This is a genomic window from Anaerocolumna sp. AGMB13020, assembly GCF_033100115.1.
GTDB lineage: Bacteria > Bacillota > Clostridia > Lachnospirales > Lachnospiraceae > Anaerocolumna.
In genome coordinates this window covers 4,639,466-4,657,929 of the sequence record NZ_CP136910.1, presented here as the reverse complement: position 1 = coordinate 4,657,929, position 18,464 = coordinate 4,639,466, and the positions used below count along the sequence as shown (strand labels likewise).

General features: G+C 40.7%; 14 protein-coding genes. 4 read left to right on the top strand and 10 right to left on the bottom strand.

Going from position 1 to position 18,464, the window contains the following annotated elements; genetic code table 11:
• Positions 1-47: 47 nt before the first annotated feature.
• The 3 genes from R2R35_RS19365 to R2R35_RS19355 form a co-directional block, all read right to left on the bottom strand.
• Positions 48-1,196 (bottom strand): hypothetical protein, encoded by a 1,149-nt coding sequence (locus R2R35_RS19365; protein ID WP_317731471.1) that lies wholly within the window; start codon positions 1,194-1,196, stop codon positions 48-50.
• A gap of 204 nt (positions 1,197-1,400) precedes the next feature.
• Complete coding sequence (locus tag R2R35_RS19360; protein ID WP_317731470.1) at positions 1,401-1,967, bottom strand: rhomboid family intramembrane serine protease; 567 nt, start codon at positions 1,965-1,967, stop codon at positions 1,401-1,403.
• Between the two features lie 110 nt (positions 1,968-2,077).
• Positions 2,078-2,470, bottom strand: a complete 393-nt coding sequence (locus R2R35_RS19355; protein WP_317731469.1) for a VOC family protein — start codon at positions 2,468-2,470, stop codon at positions 2,078-2,080.
• 269 nt (positions 2,471-2,739) lie between these two features.
• On the opposite strand from R2R35_RS19355, the gene R2R35_RS19350 reads away from it, so the two are divergent.
• Positions 2,740-2,874, top strand: coding sequence for a hypothetical protein (locus tag R2R35_RS19350; protein ID WP_317731468.1), 135 nt, complete (start codon positions 2,740-2,742; stop codon positions 2,872-2,874).
• Positions 2,875-2,939: 65 nt separating this feature from the next.
• On the opposite strand, the gene R2R35_RS19345 is transcribed toward R2R35_RS19350, so the two are convergent.
• Both R2R35_RS19345 and R2R35_RS19340 read right to left on the bottom strand, forming a co-directional pair.
• On the bottom strand, positions 2,940-6,095 hold the full coding sequence (locus R2R35_RS19345; RefSeq protein WP_331670162.1) for an FtsX-like permease family protein: 3,156 nt from the start codon (positions 6,093-6,095) through the stop codon (positions 2,940-2,942).
• 5 nt (positions 6,096-6,100) lie between these two features.
• Positions 6,101-6,802, bottom strand: a complete 702-nt coding sequence (locus R2R35_RS19340; RefSeq protein WP_317731467.1) for an ABC transporter ATP-binding protein — start codon at positions 6,800-6,802, stop codon at positions 6,101-6,103.
• Positions 6,803-6,972: 170 nt separating this feature from the next.
• On the opposite strand from R2R35_RS19340, the gene R2R35_RS19335 reads away from it, so the two are divergent.
• On the top strand, positions 6,973-7,545 hold the full coding sequence (locus R2R35_RS19335; RefSeq protein ID WP_317731466.1) for a TetR/AcrR family transcriptional regulator: 573 nt from the start codon (positions 6,973-6,975) through the stop codon (positions 7,543-7,545).
• A gap of 112 nt (positions 7,546-7,657) precedes the next feature.
• Here the strand turns inward: R2R35_RS19335 and R2R35_RS19330 are convergent, their stop codons facing one another.
• A complete protein-coding gene (locus R2R35_RS19330; RefSeq protein ID WP_317731465.1) occupies positions 7,658-9,031 on the bottom strand; it encodes a DEAD/DEAH box helicase in 1,374 nt (457 codons plus the stop codon).
• Between the two features lie 423 nt (positions 9,032-9,454).
• On the opposite strand from R2R35_RS19330, the gene rsmH reads away from it, so the two are divergent.
• The gene (gene rsmH, locus R2R35_RS19325) at positions 9,455-10,504 is read left to right on the top strand and encodes a 16S rRNA (cytosine(1402)-N(4))-methyltransferase RsmH (RefSeq protein ID WP_317731464.1); all 1,050 of its coding nucleotides are present in this window, start codon (positions 9,455-9,457) and stop codon (positions 10,502-10,504) included.
• A 108-nt stretch (positions 10,505-10,612) separates the two neighbouring features.
• Here the strand turns inward: rsmH and R2R35_RS19320 are convergent, their stop codons facing one another.
• Entirely contained in the window at positions 10,613-12,055 is a 1,443-nt protein-coding gene (locus tag R2R35_RS19320; protein ID WP_317731463.1) for a DEAD/DEAH box helicase, read from the bottom strand.
• A 250-nt stretch (positions 12,056-12,305) separates the two neighbouring features.
• Between R2R35_RS19320 and R2R35_RS19315 the strand changes: the two genes are divergently transcribed.
• Entirely contained in the window at positions 12,306-13,289 is a 984-nt protein-coding gene (locus R2R35_RS19315; RefSeq protein WP_317731462.1) for a glycoside hydrolase family 43 protein, read from the top strand.
• A gap of 123 nt (positions 13,290-13,412) precedes the next feature.
• Here R2R35_RS19315 and R2R35_RS19310 read toward each other — a convergent pair whose 3' ends face one another.
• From R2R35_RS19310 to R2R35_RS19300, 3 genes are all read right to left on the bottom strand, one after another.
• Entirely contained in the window at positions 13,413-15,710 is a 2,298-nt protein-coding gene (locus R2R35_RS19310) for a glycoside hydrolase family 31 protein (protein WP_317731461.1), read from the bottom strand.
• A gap of 231 nt (positions 15,711-15,941) precedes the next feature.
• Positions 15,942-17,537, bottom strand: coding sequence for an extracellular solute-binding protein (locus R2R35_RS19305; RefSeq protein ID WP_317731460.1), 1,596 nt, complete (start codon positions 17,535-17,537; stop codon positions 15,942-15,944).
• 15 nt (positions 17,538-17,552) lie between these two features.
• The gene (locus R2R35_RS19300) at positions 17,553-18,455 is read right to left on the bottom strand and encodes a carbohydrate ABC transporter permease (RefSeq protein WP_317731459.1); all 903 of its coding nucleotides are present in this window, start codon (positions 18,453-18,455) and stop codon (positions 17,553-17,555) included.
• Positions 18,456-18,464 lie beyond the last annotated feature (9 nt).

Sequence of the window (18,464 nt, the reverse complement as noted above, 5' to 3'; positions counted from 1 at the left end):
CTCTTCTATAATGCATGGATTTATTAAGCTTATAATGATGCAATAAATTAACTGCTCTTTGAGGCTATTTCTTTCCTTTGCACAACCTGGTTAATTTCATCGACAAAGGTACGGGCATCATCAAAACCAGCTTTATTCATCTGAAAAAATAATTTACCATGGCAAACATACTTTTTTCTGTCTCCGAAGCTATAAGGTGTCCTTGCGAGGCAAAGACCATAGCAGCCTACACACTCCTCTAAGTCATTGTACATCCGCTGGGCAAATTCCTGGTTGCTTGTCTGCAGGCTGCTTAAGGTCTCCTCCATAAAGTCGGCTTTTCTATGCCAGGTCTCCGGTTTACCTTTGGTAATCAGATACCACTGCAGGGAATGCTTAAACAACTCATTGCCCACATAAATGGCATAGGAAAATCCATAGTCCGAGGAAACATAAGTTATTTTATTCCCATTTCTTTCAATGCTTCTTTTCAATTTAAGATTTTTGATAGATTTGAAATAGTCATCCATACAAAGAATACTTTTTTGTATCTCATCCGGCAGCCTGGCGATACATGCTTCCATGGAAAGCTTTTCTCCAGAAACCTCCCATTGATTTGTAGTAATGGCAGGAGGCAGCTCCTTTCCCTGGCGGATTATCTTACAATCATCTTCGTACTCTGTGACAGTTATCGACTTTATCATAAGGTTTACAAACTTATCACAGGCTATCTTTATGGAAAAACCTTCTTCATTCCTTTCAGGGAATTCTGAGGCTTTCATATACTTTTCTTTTTGGGAATAATATCGTTCTTCCCCCTGAATGAGAATCTGCATTTCCTTTAGATTGTAGGTTACCGATAAATCCGTAAATTCTTTCATAGGCATTTGGTTATGGTAAAAGAAAACTTTTCTGGCAGGTTTTATAATATCATCCATTCTCCGGTTGTCCGAACACAAAGTACCAAAATTGATGCGCCCCTTTCCAACAAGAAGATAAAGCCCTGGTTCATCTAGTTGGGCGGTGATATCAATCCGCAAAGGCAGCTTAAAGGTTCCAGGTAAAGCAATATAAGAATTAACAGATAGATGCTCCGCATCAAAACGCTGACTGGGAATCGCATGTTTCGTTCTTACATGAAGCATGTCCTCCACCGGCTCACATTCTACCCGTCCTTTTGCTATAATATCCCTAAAATCAATCATGTGCTTAACCACACTGAAACCCCCGTTTTTTTACACTTATTTGAATTACTCTTTTCTGTAATAAATATTTTTATATTATTAATTAACATCTAAACTAATCGTACCATGCCTGTTAAATCACTTTAGGGCCATTTTTATTATAAGGCAGTTCCTGGAAATATTCAACATAAAACTGTCACCTTAAAGCCTCGCAGCCCTATAACAGCCTGCTCCGCCCTAAGATTTTCTGCGGGTCAAGCCAAAGCCTGCGCCACAAATTCCACCCAGAATATGAGCTGCATGTGCAATCCCATCTTTTGATCCGATGCTTAATACTTCCCCTCCAAGATAAACAATAAGCACCAATACCAGTGTCAAAGGAATTTTCCCATCTTTTACACCGGCAGCTGATGAGAGAACTATCATCATAAATACAACTCCGCTTGCTCCAAGCAATACACTGCCCGGAAACAATACAATATAAAACAATCCGGAAACCAATGCTGTAATCAAAATCATAGTCAAAAAGGCCTTAGATTTATATTTTTCCTCCAGCATGGGACCTAATACCAGAAACAGCACCATGTTCCCGCTGTAATGGCTCCAGTTGGCATGCCCCAGCACATGTCCGAATATCCTGAAATAGGTAAATGGATCCAATAAGGAGGTACGGTGTGCAGAAAACAGTAAACTCGTAGTGAATCCACCTGTGAGATAGCCAAGAATCAGTGCTGCCAGGGATATAAATGCAAAGGTAAGGGTTACAGGAGAATTGTATTGGAATTTATCAAATATTTTTTTCATAAGCTTTTTATCCTTTCATTTCTATATAGTATCATTCTTAACTTCCTTCATCAATAAAAATATCTGATGGGATGCCCAAAAGCAGATACCACAGAAAATACGGATTTTTTCTATACTGCGATATACCAGTATACGCCGTACTTATCAACAACATCAGCACAGCAGGAACTCCATGGAAGGGAACCCAACTCTAATAGCACTGTTCCCTCCTTCGCTAACATCTCATATGCTCTTTTTACTTCTTGTTCACTTTCAAAGTTTATCCCATAACTCATAGTTGGCCGTGCTCCTTCTAATGAAGATGTGAGCATGATATTAACAAAGTTATCATTATGTGATTCACTGACAGCAAATATTTCTTGTCTGTCTCTCAGTAATGACGCATGCATAAATGTGCCATCCGGATATTTCTCATGGTATCCCAAGGTTAGTCCAAAAGCTTCTGTGTAAAGCGCTACCGCCTCAATGGTATTTTTTATATATAAGGTTGCTCCTAGTTTCATCCTGTACACTCCTTCATTTGTTAAATTTTATAAAGCACAACTTTTTGGCGAATGGCTTCATACCCAATCCTTCTCCTTATGGGTTCCTTCCATTATATCCATTATTTCCATTATTTCCTTCCAGGACTTATCCCTGTCGCAGCTCCATACCGCAAGGATTTTCTCAAGGACGGGGTATTTCGATACAAAAATATAACTCGCACCTGTTTATGGTAAATGGAATTGTCGAGAAACAATGAATCACGAATCCGAAAGGAGTTATATATTATATGATAACATATAGTGAGCTTTCATTGGTAGAAATTTTACAGATTGCCACTATATTTGAGAATGACAAGCCTGCATTCCTCTCTCTTCTTGAAAACCAAATAGACCTTTCTCCAAGGAATAAAGGGATAATATAAGAAATGGCTGTATACTTCCCCCGCACAGCAGGTCAGTATTCAGCCAATAAAGATTACTTCTAAACTTATTCCACAGATTTTAAAGATTCCAGCATTTCAACAGTCCTAAGCTTAAAATAAGTTACCATCTGCATTATTAGAGAAAACGCCATGGTAATCAGCCAGGATAAGCCGTAGCTGACCCAACTGATTTCTCTTGATAATATCATTTGATCTCTCTCTACAATTCCAACGATAAAATCATGGAGATAGATTCCCAGCACCAGGCCGACACAGGCACTGATAATTGTAAGAATTATGGCTTCTCGATAGATGTAGCCATTGGCCTCCTGATCCGTAAAACCAAGTACCTTAAGGGTCGCTATTTCACGTAATCTTTCACTGATATTAATAGAGGTCAGGTTGTATAGAACAATGATTGCCAGCAGCGATGCTACCACTACTATAAGCAGAATAATGCTATCCAGGCTGTTATTGCTTTCAATGGCTTTCTCCAATACATCACCGGTATAGACCACATTCAGTACAAGACCACTGTCTATCAGATGCTCAGACAAGGTATCTTTATCCCCCATAAAATCAGATACAATGGTATTATAGGCGGGAGCTTCACTAAAAATCTTATCATACAGTTCATTGCTCATATAGATATAATGGGAGGTGTAGTTTTCTGTTACTGCACTGACAGTCAGGGAATATACATTGTTATCAGTATCTTTCACTGATAAGGTATCTCCTTTGCCAAGCCCCAGTACCTCTGCTAATTTCTCTGTCAGGACAACTCCGCTGTCGTTAAGGGTAATTTCAACCCCGCTTTTAGAATCTTTTAAGTTAAAGTATTCATTAAATCCTTCCTGATTCTCCGGTACAATAACATAAGAATCCAGGGTTTTTCCTTTTGATTTCAATTTAGAGCCGTCTGCATTATCCACTCTTCCTTTGCTGCTTTGGAAGGCTGTCTGTCTGATCAGCAGCGGATTATTAACTTGTTCTTTGGACAACAGGTCTTCCAGTTCTCCAGAAATACTCTTCGTCTCATCTTTCAGAATCATCATGTTGCCATAGCGCAGTATTTCACCATATTGTCTTTGTGCCACTCCCTGCATGCTATCCCTTAAGCCAAATCCGACCAGTAACAAAGCTGTACAACCGGATACACCCACAATGGTCATTAAAGCTCTTTTTTTGAATCTGAATATATTACGCATGGTAACTTTCCAGGTAAAAGAAAGACGTTTCCAGACCGGAGCGATTCGCTCTAACAGAATAGTTTTTCCTTTTGCCAGAGGAACCGGACGCAAGAGGGCTGCCGGCTTCTGTTTTAATTCTTTGTTACAGGAAACAACCGTAACCAGGGTCATCAATACAAATGCCACTCCCACTATCTGAAGAAATGACACCAGATCATATTTTAGTATGAGTGAAGGTAAGATATACTGATAATTTGAATAAATTAAGGGCGGTATAATACTGCAGCCTGCATAAAATCCCACGATTGAACCCAGACCGGTAGCTGAGAGGATATAGAACAGATAAGTAGAAATAATCTTGCCGTCACTGTATCCAAGTGAGGTTAATGTTCCAAGTTCACTTCGTTCCTCTGCTATCATACGGGTCATGGAATTGGAGGTCATAAGCATTCCAAGCAATATAAAGAAAAAAGGGAATACTGCGGCAACAGAGTTGACCACATCAATATCCGTTTTCAAGCTTGTGTAACCTACTGCCGCATCTCTGTCCTGTATATACCATTTGGGCCTTTCCAGTTTCGACAGTTCTTCTCTGGCATCCTTAAGCTTTCCTTCTGCATCTGCCATTTCAGTATTGAACTTATCAAGATTTTCATTATATTCTGCATAGCCGTCAGCCAGCTTCTTCTCGTTCTCTTTTATGTCTGCTTTTCCTTTGGCGATTTCTTTCTCAGCTTTTTGAATCTCCGTCTGAAAGGTTTCAATCCCCTCATTCAGCTCCTTCTCTTTTGCGGTTAACGTATTAATGGATTCCCTTAACGCTAACATACCGTTATAGCCTTCTGTATATTGTTTAATGGAAGCATTTAGCTGTTCCGCTAAAGGACTGCCTTCCGGGAGCTGTGCTGCCTGCCCCTTTAGCTGAGTAAGTGCAGTCTCCAGTTCTGCTATTTTGGTATTCAGCCCCTTCCGGTTTGTTCCGCTCTGGGTAAGTGCTGAGTCAATCTCCTTCCAGCCATCAGCTATCTGTACCCTGGCAGCAGCAAATTCACGATTCTGTTTCTCCTTGTTATCCTTTAGCGTCTGCTCGTTTTCTTTAAGCTCACTTTTTCCGTCTTCCAGTTTTTTTGCATTATCGTCAAGTTCTGTCTTAGCGTCTTTAAGCTTTGTTTCTCCTTTCGCTTTTTCTGAATTCAATTTCTCTTCATTTTCTCTGATTTCAGAATCTGCTTCCTTATAAATCTCATTATAACGGGCCGTTTCTCTCTCAGGCTTTATACTTACCAACTGTTCCTGAAGCTCCTCTGCGGCCTCATCATAAGCATCGGAATAAGCTATCGCATCCTTGGTGCCTGCTGCTGTCAGATAGATTTCCGTATAGACATCCATGATAAAATTACTGCTGTTTATAAATAGAAAGGAAGATAGTTTACCGTCTCCATTTGTAGTGCTTCCATATTCCTCTGCCAGATAGAGCACCGATTCCACAGTTCCTACCACGGTGAACTCTTTGTTCTTAAGCTTGTCACTGACATCATCAGTTATTACAAGCTTATCTCCTACTTTATAAGACTTGTTGTCTGTTATACACTCCGTATCCTTTTGAGGCATTCTTCCGTCAACCAGTTTTACCTTATTAACCGATTCCAGACTATGAAGCCTGACGGTCAGACCGCTTGTAGCTGTAGCCTGACTATTACCGGACTGTCCGCCAGTAGTCTGATTCCCGCTCTGACTACCTGTAGTCAATTCCTGTGCCATGACATCCAGTGAGTACGCAGGTATTACTGCCTCTGCTTTACGAAGGGCCTTCAGTGCCGCTACATCCTCCTCTGTAAGCCCCATGGAACTGACAATTTTAAAATCCATCAGATTATAATCTCTATAATACTGATCGGCAACGGCTGACATATCCGGTGCACTTGCCTGTATCCCTGCAAAAAAACCGACACCTACCATAACCATAACTAGCAGTGATATATATCTTCCGAATGATTTCTTTATCTTTACCAGTGAATTTTTATACAGCAAGCCAATCACCACACAATCTCATCCGCTTTTTTCGGATTCTCATTTACTATTACTTCTTTCACCGTGCCATTTTTAATCTTAATAACCTTATCCGCAACCTCAGCAATTACGGCATTGTGTGTAATCAGGACCGTTGTCATATCCATCTCTTTACAGTTCTTTTGCAGCAGCTCAATTATAAGCTGTCCGGTCACACTGTCCAAAGCTCCTGTAGGCTCATCACACAACAGCAGTTTGGGATTTTTAGCAATAGCTCTGGCTATGGCAACCCTTTGCTGCTCTCCTCCGGATAGCTGGGATGGAAAGTTGCTCAGTCGCTCTCCTAACCCCACTTGATTAAGTACTGTGCCAGGGTCCAGGGAGTCCGGACATATCTGGCAGGCAAGCTCAACATTTTCCAGTGCTGTCAGATTTCCCATTAAATTATAGAACTGGAATACGAAACCGATATCTTTTCGTCTGTAATTTACCAGTTCCTTCTTACTGTATTTATGAATTTCCTTGCCATCAACCTTAATACTGCCGCTGCTTGGACTGTCCATTCCTCCCAATAAATTCAATACGGTAGTTTTTCCGGCTCCTGAGGGACCAAGTATAACAACCAGCTCGCCTTTTTCTATTGAAAAAGAACAATCAGCGACTGCAGAAATCTTCACATCGCCGATTACATATTCTTTTTTGATATTTTCAAATTCTATGAGTGCCATTTATACCTCCATTTTAGTAAACACTGTGTTGACAATCAGACTCGGATACATTATATTGACATTGTGAAGCAATTACAATAATCAAAACTTATATATATGAAAGTTTTTCAACATAAAACCAGGATATGTTTAGAAGTTTATAATAATTTTACTTGTTGGAGGAGCTGCTAATGGAAGCTAAGAAAACAGACAGACGTGTAAAGTATACCAGAATGGTAATTAAGAACAGCTTAATAAAGTTTCTGAAACAAAAACCCATAACCAAGATTTCCGTGAAAGAAATCTGTGAAAATGCTGATGTTAACCGGGCTACTTTTTATGCGCACTATCTGGATCAATATGATCTGCTCCGGAAAATTGAAGAAGAGGTAATTGATAATATTAACCAGTTCTTAAGCGGCTGTAATTTTAAAGAAGATACTCTCGTTACGGTGGAGACCACAGAAAAGATTCTGGACTATGTCAAAGAAAATGCGGAGCTCTTTGACCTCTTGCTGAATTCCAACGGAGATATCCGGTTTCAGCAGGAATTTATCAATATTATCGGAAAACAGCATTTCATCCCTATGATAGGAAATGAGTCCATAGACAGGGAAGATGCTGCATATATCTTTCATTTTCTGGCATGTGGTGCAATCGGTGTAATTCAAATGTGGTTAAAGGAAGGCATGAAAAAGTCCTCCAGAGAAATAGCCGATTTAATACTGAATACTGCTATCAGCGGCAAAGCCTCTTATACCTGATAAGTAGGTAAACAAAAAAAGGGTCCTAACAGCTCATTTCACTTCTCCGCTTCGTTGGAAGATTGTGATGGTAATTCTATTACAGCTATTAGGATACCCTTTTCATTTTTTATTATTTATCTCGTTTCTTACCCTGCTTCGGAAATTTATTATAGGCTCTTTTCTCTTTCAGGGTTCCATCTGCTGTCATACGATACTTCTTCTTAGATCCCGTATCTGCTTGTTTTGCTTCTGTTCTAAATGAGGATTTATTTGAAGTATTGGCTCCCCTGCCGCCTTTTGCTGCAGTCTCCGTTTGTATGTTCTCTTTTCTTCGGGGCTGTGTTTTCTTTTCTGAAGGGAAATTATTCATTAACGGATATGGATGTTCCTTTACTTCTATTAAGTGCTTCCGTATTAATTTTTCGATTTGCGCCAGCAGTTCTTTCTCATCAAAATCACAAAAGGATATCGCTGTCCCAGAAAGCCCTGCCCGCCCGGTACGTCCGATACGATGCACATAGGTCTCAGGCACTTCCGGCAGATCTAGATTAATAACATGGGAGAGTTCATCAATATCGATGCCTCTGGCAGCAATATCCGTGGCAACCAGTACACGAAGCTGTTTGTTCTTGAAATCACTCAAGGCACGCTGACGTGCACCCTGGGATTTATCTCCATGGATTGCCTGGGCCGTGATTTTTTTCTTGGCTAACTGGCGTACTATATAATCAGCACCGTGTTTGGTACGGGTAAATACAAGAACAGAGGATATGGAGCTATCCTTTAGTAGGTGTACAATCAAATCTTTTTTATTTTTCTTATCCACGTAGTAAAGATATTGATCTATGGTATCTACTGTTGAAGATACCGGAGTTATCTCAACCTTGGCAGGATTTTTCAGCAGGGAACGGGATAGGTTGGCAATATCAGATGGCATGGTAGCAGAAAATAGCAGGGTCTGCTTACCTGCGGGAGTTTTGGCTATGACCTTCTTTACATCATTTATGAAGCCCATATCCAACATACGATCTGCTTCATCCAGAATAAACATCTTAATATGCTGCAGCGTTATCTGCTGCTGATTCATTAAGTCAAGCAGTCTTCCGGGGGTTGCTACCAGGATATCTACCCCCTCATTCAACGCTTCCTCCTGGGGTTTCTGGGAGACTCCGCCAAAGATTACACAGGTCTTAAGCTTTGTATATTTTCCATAGGTGGTAAAGCTTTCATATATTTGAATGGCCAGCTCTCTGGTTGGGGTTAATACAAGGGCTCTTATTTCTCTTTTCTTTGAAAAAGGTGGTTTATCCTGGCTGAGCAATTGCAGTGTAGGTATGGCAAAGGCTGCTGTCTTGCCGGTTCCGGTCTGTGCACAGCCCAGCAGATCCCTTCCCTCTAGTATAACCGGAATAGCTTTTTCCTGGATTGGTGTGGGTATTTCATAGTTTTCCTTTTCTAAGGCCTTTAATATATCAGGTATTATATTTAATTCTTTAAATTGCATGGTCGCTCCTATTTCTGTTAACATTATTAAACACAGACCACCATTATATCACACAATAGCAATAATAGCATCTAAACAATGTTTTTATTCATAACACCGTTAGTAATTCGCTTTCTTTGCACGTTAAATTTCCTCATCTGTATTTTATCGTATTAAAATTTTATTGTATTTTATCGTTTAAAATCAGCTCTCTGGGGGCCAATCTGTCCCAGTTTATAATTTGCTTTTCTGAAATACATTTGGTATCATATAATCTATATAGTTTTACAAACAGACAACATAATATCCCCAACAATCTGTTAAAGAGCAATCTGTTTTACCACTATAGGTTTCCACAATCTGCGTAATCACCACTGTGCAGCTATCCCTAAAGATAAAATATTCAACTTATATAGAAGAATGGAGAAAAAATTGGAGAATTCAATGGAGAATCAAGAACAAAAACATCAACGACGTGTCCGATATAAAGGCACCCACCCTAAGAAATTCAGTGAAAAATATAAAGAATTAAATCCGGAAAGTTATGGTGATACCATAGAAAAAGTTATTTCAAAAGGCAATACACCTGCCGGTATGCATCGTTCCATCTGCGTAGAGGAAATTCTGGATATTCTAAAAATTACGCCGGGTGAAACAGGACTGGATGCTACCTTAGGTTACGGCGGTCACACTTTGGAAATGCTTAAACGTCTGGAATCCAAAGGGCATCTTTATGCAACAGATGTGGATACTATTGAGCTTCCCCGTACAAGAGAACGCCTGGAGCAGTTAGGTTATGGTCCTGAAATCCTGACCCTTAAGCAGATGAATTTTTCCTGTATCGATCAGGTGGTAAGTCTTTCTGGCCCATTAGATTTTGTATTGGCTGATTTAGGGGTCTCTTCCATGCAGATTGACAATCCTGACCGAGGTTTTTCCTTTAAGTTCGATGGACCCTTGGACCTGCGTCTCAATCCCAGCAATGGTATTTCTGCCGCTGAACGGTTAAAGACCATCACGCAGAGCGAACTGGAGGGATTACTTTTTGAAAATTCCGATGAACCCAATGCAGCTGCCATTGCCAAAGCAGTCGTTACCGAAATCAAAAAAGGGAACGATATAGCAACAACAAACAAGCTTACACAGGTCATTAAAGATACGCTTAAGTTCCTGCCGGAAAGTACCCGTGAGGAAGAAGTTAAGAAAGCTTGCAGAAGATGTTTTCAGGCCCTTCGAATCGATGTCAACAATGAATTTGAAGTTTTATATGACTTTTTGGAAAAGCTCCCGTCAGCTCTTGCTTCGGGTGGACGTGTGGCCATACTGACCTTTCACTCAGGAGAAGACCGACTGGTTAAAAAATCTTTCAAACAATTACTCCGTGCCGGTATCTACCGTGAAATTGCTCCTGATGCCATACGTCCTTCAGCAGAAGAATGTAATTCCAACAGCCGTGCCCGTTCCGCAAAACTGCGTTGGGCAATCAAAGCTTAACTACTATAAATACCCCTTCTATTGGATAAAAGGCTAAAGCCGATATTTCATAAATAGAAGGGGTATTATATGATACTTTATTTGAAAGGTAATAATCCGTACTATCTGCTATTTTACTTTGATTACTTTTAGTTGTTTACCGCCTATCATGGTTTGCTGCATTGCCTCCAGGACCAGCGAACCTTTTCCATTCAGTATTTCTACATAGGTTAGCGTATCCTGAATCGTAATAATCCCAATATCCTCAGCCGTAACGCCATTAAGATTAGAAATAACCCCGACAAAATTCGTTGCTCTGAGTTTCTTTTTCTTACCGCCATAGAATTTAAGCTTCGTTATCTCCTTATTCAGATTATCACTCTTCATTATTCTGATTACCGGCGCTGCTTTTTGCTTCTTATCAAAAGCGGTTTTCAGAAGCGCAATCTCTTCTTTTGCTGGTCTGACGGCTTCGGTAATCTCAAAACCGATGAAACTTTCGATATCCTTTAGATACCTGCCTTCAGCTGTTGTTACAAAGGAAATGGCTTTTCCCTTCTGACCTGCTCGTCCGGTCCTTCCAGTACGGTGAACATAGACTTCGCTTTCAAATGGCAGGTCATAATTTATGACTAAGGATATATTCTCTACATCAATCCCTCTGGCTGCCAAATCTGTTGCAACCAGATAGCTGAACTCTCCTCTCTTAAAGCGGTTCATAGAATCGAGACGCTCCTCCTGCTCCATTCCACCATGAATCTTATGACAGGAGTACCCCTTCTCCGTCAGCTGACAGCATACCAAATCCACCTGCTCTTTGGTTCTGCAAAATATAATACAGCTATCCGGGTTCTCTATAATCGTAACCTCTCTCAGCAGTTCAAATTTATCCTCATTATCCGTAGGATAAAGTGAGTGTTCAATCTCCTTTACCGGAGTGTCAGACTTACTGATATCAATATAATCCGGATTTCTTATATACTTTGATGTTATACTCTTGATTTCCTCCTGTATCGTAGCTGAAAACATCATTGTTACACGTTCTTTCGGTAGCTCTTTCAGGATACTTTCAACCTGCTCTAAAAATCCCATATCGAGCATTCTGTCAGCTTCGTCAATCACTAAATAATTTATCTTGCTTAAGGGTAAGGTTCCTTTTCTGATATGATCCAGAACACGACCGGGGGTCCCGGCAACAACATGGGACTTCTGTTTTAGTTCCGTCTTCTCAATGGAAAAGGAATGTCTGCCATAGATTGCTGTGGCTTTGATTCTCTTAAATCTGCCGATGTTGGTGAAATCCTCTTTTACCTGAACTGCCAGTTCTCTGGTCGGTGTCAGAATAAGTGCCTGTGGTTTATTTTCAAGCCACTCAAGCTGCTCACATATGGGTATTGCATATGCCGCTGTTTTACCACTGCCTGTCTGTGCTTTTACTAACAGATCTTTCTTTTCCAAGGCTTTCGGTATCACCTGCTGCTGTACTTCGGTAGGTATATAATATTCAAGGCCGTTCAATGCCTTTTTAATTTCTTCACTTAGTCTGAAATCCTGAAAACTTTTTACTCCCATTTATAATCCTCATTTTACTTTCATAGCTTTCTTAAGGCCGCAGGCCTTTGATTTTGGAATAGCTTGTACGTTGTAAAGTATTTCAATGGATTATATTATCCTGTCATTTTGTTGTTATGTCAACATATGAATACAAAAAACAACGTGTAAATTCGCAATAAGTGATAAACGAACCGCAAGTTTTGGGAAGATATGATATGACTATTTTGATAAAATCATTATAGTAAAATCATATAATGGGGGGCAAAAAATGAAGTATATTCCCAAACAGAAACAACCTTTAGTCACACATATGTATACAGCCGATCCGTCTGCTCACGTTTTCGAAGATAAACTCTATATCTATCCCTCTCACGACCTTGAACATAACGAACCGGATAATGATAATGGTGACCAATACAAGATGGAGGATTACCATGTCTTTTCCATGGAGAACCTGGCATCTCCCTGCACTGATCATGGTGAAGCACTCCATCTAAAAGATATTCCCTGGGCCAGCCAGCAATTATGGGCACCCGACACCGCATACAAAGACGGTATCTACTATTTATTTTTTCCAGCCAAAGATAAAGATGGTATTTTCCGAATAGGGATTGCCACCAGTACAAATCCTGATGGTCCTTTCAATGCAGAGACAACCTATATCCCTGGCAGCTTTAGTATCGATCCCGCTGTTTTCACCGATGAGGATCAAAAGACCTACTTGTATTTTGGAGGCCTTTGGGGAGGCCAGCTGGAGAATTGGCAAACGGGAGATTTTCTTGCGGATGCCATTCCTCCCTCCGGTAATTCACCAGCCTTAGGGCCAATGGTTGCGGAACTAAGCGATGATCTGCTTTCCTTTAAGGCTAGACCTCAGGAAATCATCATCCTTGATGAGCATGGTAACAGGATAACCGCAGAGGATGAAGACAGACGGTATTTTGAAGGCCCCTGGATGCATAAGTACAATGGTAATTATTACCTGTCCTACTCTACCGGCACCACTCATTATGTTGTCTATGCTATCAGTAATAATCCCCTGGGTCCTTTTACCTATCAGGGAAGAATCTTAGAACCTGTTATCGGTTGGACGACACACCATTCCATTGTTCAGTTTGAAGACAAATGGTACCTGTTCTACCATGACTGTTCCTTATCCGGCGGTGTTAACCATAAGCGCTGTGTTAAATACGCAGAGTTAAAGTACAACACGGATGGTACAATTCAAAAGATAATGCCTTACGAGGATTAACACTTCTTCTGTACAGTATACGGCTTTTTGCTGGTGCGGCTAAATAAAAGCTAAGCTGGCAACTGGCTGAGCTGTACAAGCCTCAGCCTAATGCTGAAACAAATTTCTGATACTCCGGTGTTGTTACTTTAACTTAATCTCCAGTTTTCTTCCTTCAAAAGGTATCTCTCTTTCCTTCCCGTTAACCTTTAGGATAAATGAGCTGTAAAGCTTCTCGTATCCGCGGTGTGAAAGTTCTGCCGTAAAGATTCCTTCTTTTGTAATCGAAAATTCATATTGATTATAGACACCTTCATTATAATCAAAGCTCTCTCCGTCATCCTGGTAGTGGGTATAACCCCCATCCCCCTGGTAGATATCAAGAATCAGTGCTGTAATTTCCTTTTCCCCGACATATTCCTGAGGCGGATAATTGGGTATAATAGAACCTTCCTTTACATAGAGGGGGCAAACCTCAAGGGGCGCATCTGCAATGATATAACGTGCTCCTTCCACTTCCTTGCCAGTCCAGTAATCTATCCAATTTCCTTCGGGCAGATATACCATACGATTTCGGGCTCCCTGCATAACCACTGGTGCAACCAAAAGACTTTCACCTACCAGGAACTGGTCATTGCATTGACGGACTCTTACGTCCGTTTCATAATGAAGTACAAGAGGTCTTAGGACAGGCAATCCACTTTGTTCCCCTTCCACAAATAAATCATAGAAATATGGCAGCAGCTTATATCTTAATTCTACATACTTACGGTAAATATCCATGGTCTTCTTACCAAACTGCCAAGGCTCCTGATAAAAGCTGCCCTTATTGGAATGATTTCTAAACAACGGTGAAAAACATCCTACCTGAACCCACCTGGTTAAGAGTTCCGCTGTGGTGTCAGATCCAAAACCTCCTACATCCGTGCCCGCAAAACCCATACCGCTTAAGCCTAAATTGCACAATTGCGGAATTGCCATTTGCAAATGTGCCCAAATGCTGTGGTTATCCCCCGTCCAGGCTGTGGTATATTTCTGGCTTCCGCTATAGCAGGCTCTGGTAATGACAAAAGGTCTTCTTTTATCATACTTCTTTAGACCTTCATAGGTTGCCTTGGACATGAAGTGCCCATAAACATTATGCATTTCACCATGGGTTGCCTTTCTCTCTTCATCGGAAAATATGATATCCTCCGGAATTTCACCTTGAAAGCTGGCAGGTTCATTCATATCATTCCATACTCCCCGAACTCCGTAGTTCAGCAGAAACTTCTGGTTGTCTGCCCACCACTGTCTCACCTTTTCATTTCCAAAGTCCGGATAAACAGAATCCCCAGGCCATACCTGATTCACATAGATTTCACCTTCCGGTGTTTTAACGAAATAATCCTTTTCCACACCTTCGTCATATACCTTATATCCCTCTTCTGCTTTCACACCGGGATCAATAATCGTAACGATTTTAAATCCTTCTTCCCTTAAGTCCTGTATCATTTTCTTCGGAGCATCATAGGAAACTTTATTCCAGGTAAATACCTTATATTTTTCCATGTAATCAATATCCAGATGTATGGTATCACAGGGAATGTGATTGTCTCTTAGGTCTTTCGCCAGCTTTCTGACATCGCTTTCTGTTTCGTAGCCCCATCTGGACTGATGATACCCAAGACTCCACAGCTGAGGCCTGTTAACCCTGCCGGTCAGGGCAGTATAGCCTTTTAGAATGTCCTTCATCTCCTCTCCTGCAAAGAAATAATAGTCCAGATTTCCCCTGTCAGCTGCAAAATAAAAATAATCATTGCTTTCCTTTCCCATATCCCAGTAAGTACGGTTGGTGTTATCAAAAAATATACCATAGACACCATGAGCCTTTACCGTAATCAGAAAAGGTATGGTTTTGTATAGTGCCTTGTAACTGTCAACCTGAGGTGTAGGGTCATCTGTATTCCACATTTCATAATCGTAGCCTCTTTTATTTAAGAACCCGGTCTTGTCACCAAGCCCATAGAAATATTCATCCCCTTCCAGTTCCTTTAGCACTTGAATTTTATGGTTGTTCACTTCATTTTTAAGCTGATGTCCTTCTTTTGCCATCAGTTCAATCAGCTCTTCGCTAAGTACAAGCCTCTGCTTACGCTCACCGCGGTAATCCCTGCATAATAGGCCTCCATTCGTATGATAAAAGTCCACCAGAAAATCCTCATAAACTTTGATGGTAACTTTCGCCGTACTTATAACCAGACACTCCCCCACCATGGCAGCGTTAAATTCTGTATTCCATAATACTTCCTCTTCAATGGCTTTTGATTTTCCGTTTTCTTCTAATTTTGAGAATACATGTATGATAAGTTCACTAACAATAGAAATTCTACCCTTCCCATTTTCAAATAAGATTTCTACCTCTTGCTGTTTAACATTAAAATTTACGATTTTTCCAAACATTTTAAACTCCGCTTCTTCTATATGCATCATCTCTTGCTGTGATGCTTTTAATTAATATTAACAGGGATATATCTTTAACTGCCTGAATGGGGTATTCAAAAACCTCGTTTTCAGACAAGCCTTAAATATGCCGGCAAGCTCTTGTAAAGAGATCGGCTTGCCGGCACATTCATTGTATTTATTATGCTGTATTTTCTTACGGATGCTGATGCTTTATGCCGCTCAATCCATCTATTTTGCATTCGCCTGATAGGTTTCAAATGCATCCAGCTGTATTTTCATGAAATCATCATAGCCCATCTGCTTTAAGGTATCAATATAAGTATTCCATTCTTCTTCCACTCCACCTTCTGTTACCCATTTAGCCTGCATGGTAGTCACATAAGAATTGATGTCCATATAAAGAGTTGATAAATCATTTAACTGTTCATTGGTATAACTTACATTGGGATATGCCGGTTTTGCATACTGGCTCAATTCTTTATCAAGCTCAAGCTTTAAGCCGTCTCCACTGTCTGCAGGTAATTTAACCTTATCATTAAAACCATCCGCTATATATTTCGGACCGAAGTCACGAAGAGAATTAACCCATGCAAAGGTATCTGCGGAATCTCCATTGGTAGGAGGCAGCAGGGAGTAAGTATCTCCAGCTTTCTCAACACCTACACCAAAAGATCCATAGAAGGTCTGTATGGAGGCATCTTCTGTATAGAACTGATCCATCCAACGAAGAAGAGCGCCGGGATCTTCACAATTATTGGTTATCATGAATTCATTTCTGCTGTAATTCCAGTGCTCCGGATCAGAAGAGATATAACGCTCTCCGTCAGGCCCCTGTAAGGCTGTCAAAGCTGTATACTGGGATGAGTTAGGACCAAATGTCGCATCGGCTGTCCACCCGGGGGCAGAACCGATTAGAGCTGTTTCATTCATAAGCTTTGCATCTCTCATGGAGGTATCCTGTGTAAACACTTCCGGATCTATCAGACCTTCACTATAAGCTTTATGCATCCATTTAATTCCTTCACGGTATGAATCAAGGGTGGGCAGATAAACTGGCTGTCCGTCTTTGATGGACATTAAATAAGTATTATCTGCACCAATGGTCATACCAAATGGAAGCAGGAAAAACATTGTGGTATCGGCATACCCCTGTCCGTAAGGAATTTCATCGTTGGGATCACCATTTCCATTGGCATCCTGTTCTTTGAAAGCTTTTAACACATTATAATATTCCTCATATGTCTGAGGCATGGAGAGTCCTAAGTTATCAAGCCAGGTCTGATTGATGAACATCTGGTTCGCTACAACCGGCCTGCAGGGTTTTTTACTGGGAAGTCCGTAAATATGTCCGTCAGAAGAAGTTGCAAGAGCCTTCATGGTCGGATCCTTTTCCAGGATAGCTTTAAAGTTAGGCATGTTTTCATCAATATAATCATCTAAAGCGATAAAGGAGTTCTGGTTTGATGCGATTTCAGCCGCAGAAAAACAGATGGAACCTAAAAATGCATCGGGTAAATCACCGCCTGCCATTAATACCGCTTTTTTATCCCCCCAGTCAGAATTAAGAATAGTTTCCCATTGAATCTTTATACCGGCATTTTCAGCAGCAGTATCAACAAAACCTTCATGGTAGGCTTCACCCCAGTCTGCCCAACGAACGGTAGCTACCTTAAAGGAATTCTGCTCTGCTGTTTCATTTCCTTTCCCCTGACTTTCCTGAGAGGCGGGATTAGCATTATCCTCTCCTCCCTTTCCCCCGCAGCCTGTTAATGAGACTGCTAACATTGCTGCCATAACGATGGCACTCACTACTTTTTTAAACATAACTTTCTCCTCCAATTATTCTTTAATGGCACCTATCATAACCCCTTGATTAAAGTACTTTTGCAGAAAAGGATATAAGCACATAATCGGAATGGTTGAGATTACAATTGATGCATATTTCATCATATCAGACAGTCTTCGAAGCTCAGATGCCATTTCCCCTGTAGCAGCTCCAAGGAGTGACTGATTCGATATCAGGATTCTGCGCAGTAAAAGCTGTAATGGTTGAAGGTTCGCACTCTGTAAATAAATCAGAGCATTAAACCAGGAATTCCAAATACCTACTGCCGTCCATAATCCAATTACGGCAATTATTGCCTTGGATAAGGGTATTGCAAACCGAAAGAAATACCTAATGGTACCGCAGCCGTCAATCTGTGCAGATTCCCATAGACCTTCCGGTAAGCTTGAGTTGAAAAAGGTCCTTGCCACAATGATATTATAAGTAGATACCGAAAAAGGTACTATCATAACCCAGAAGGAATCCAATAAATTAAAGTCCTTTACCACCAGATAAATAGGAATCAGACCACCGCTGATAAACATCGGTATAATATAAAATAAATTAATCCACTTTCTTCCTACCATATCTTTTCGGGACATGGCATATCCTGCGGTAATATTAACGAGTAATGCAACCAGTGTGCCAGTTATAGTATAAATTATCGTATTACCATAACTGCGCCAGATGGCTGTCTGTTTAAACAATTCCCGGTATCCGTCCAATATCCATTTCTTCGGCCAGACCCATACATTTCCGTTGGCCACATCTGCAGGATTACTAAAAGATGCTATGATTATAAACCATAAAGGATAAATAACTGCCAATATCATGATAACCGCAATGGCATGGATAGCAAAGTCAACTATTCTGTCCTGACGGCTCTTTTTCATTTTAACGGGTTTCTGTCTGCTCATGAAAACCCC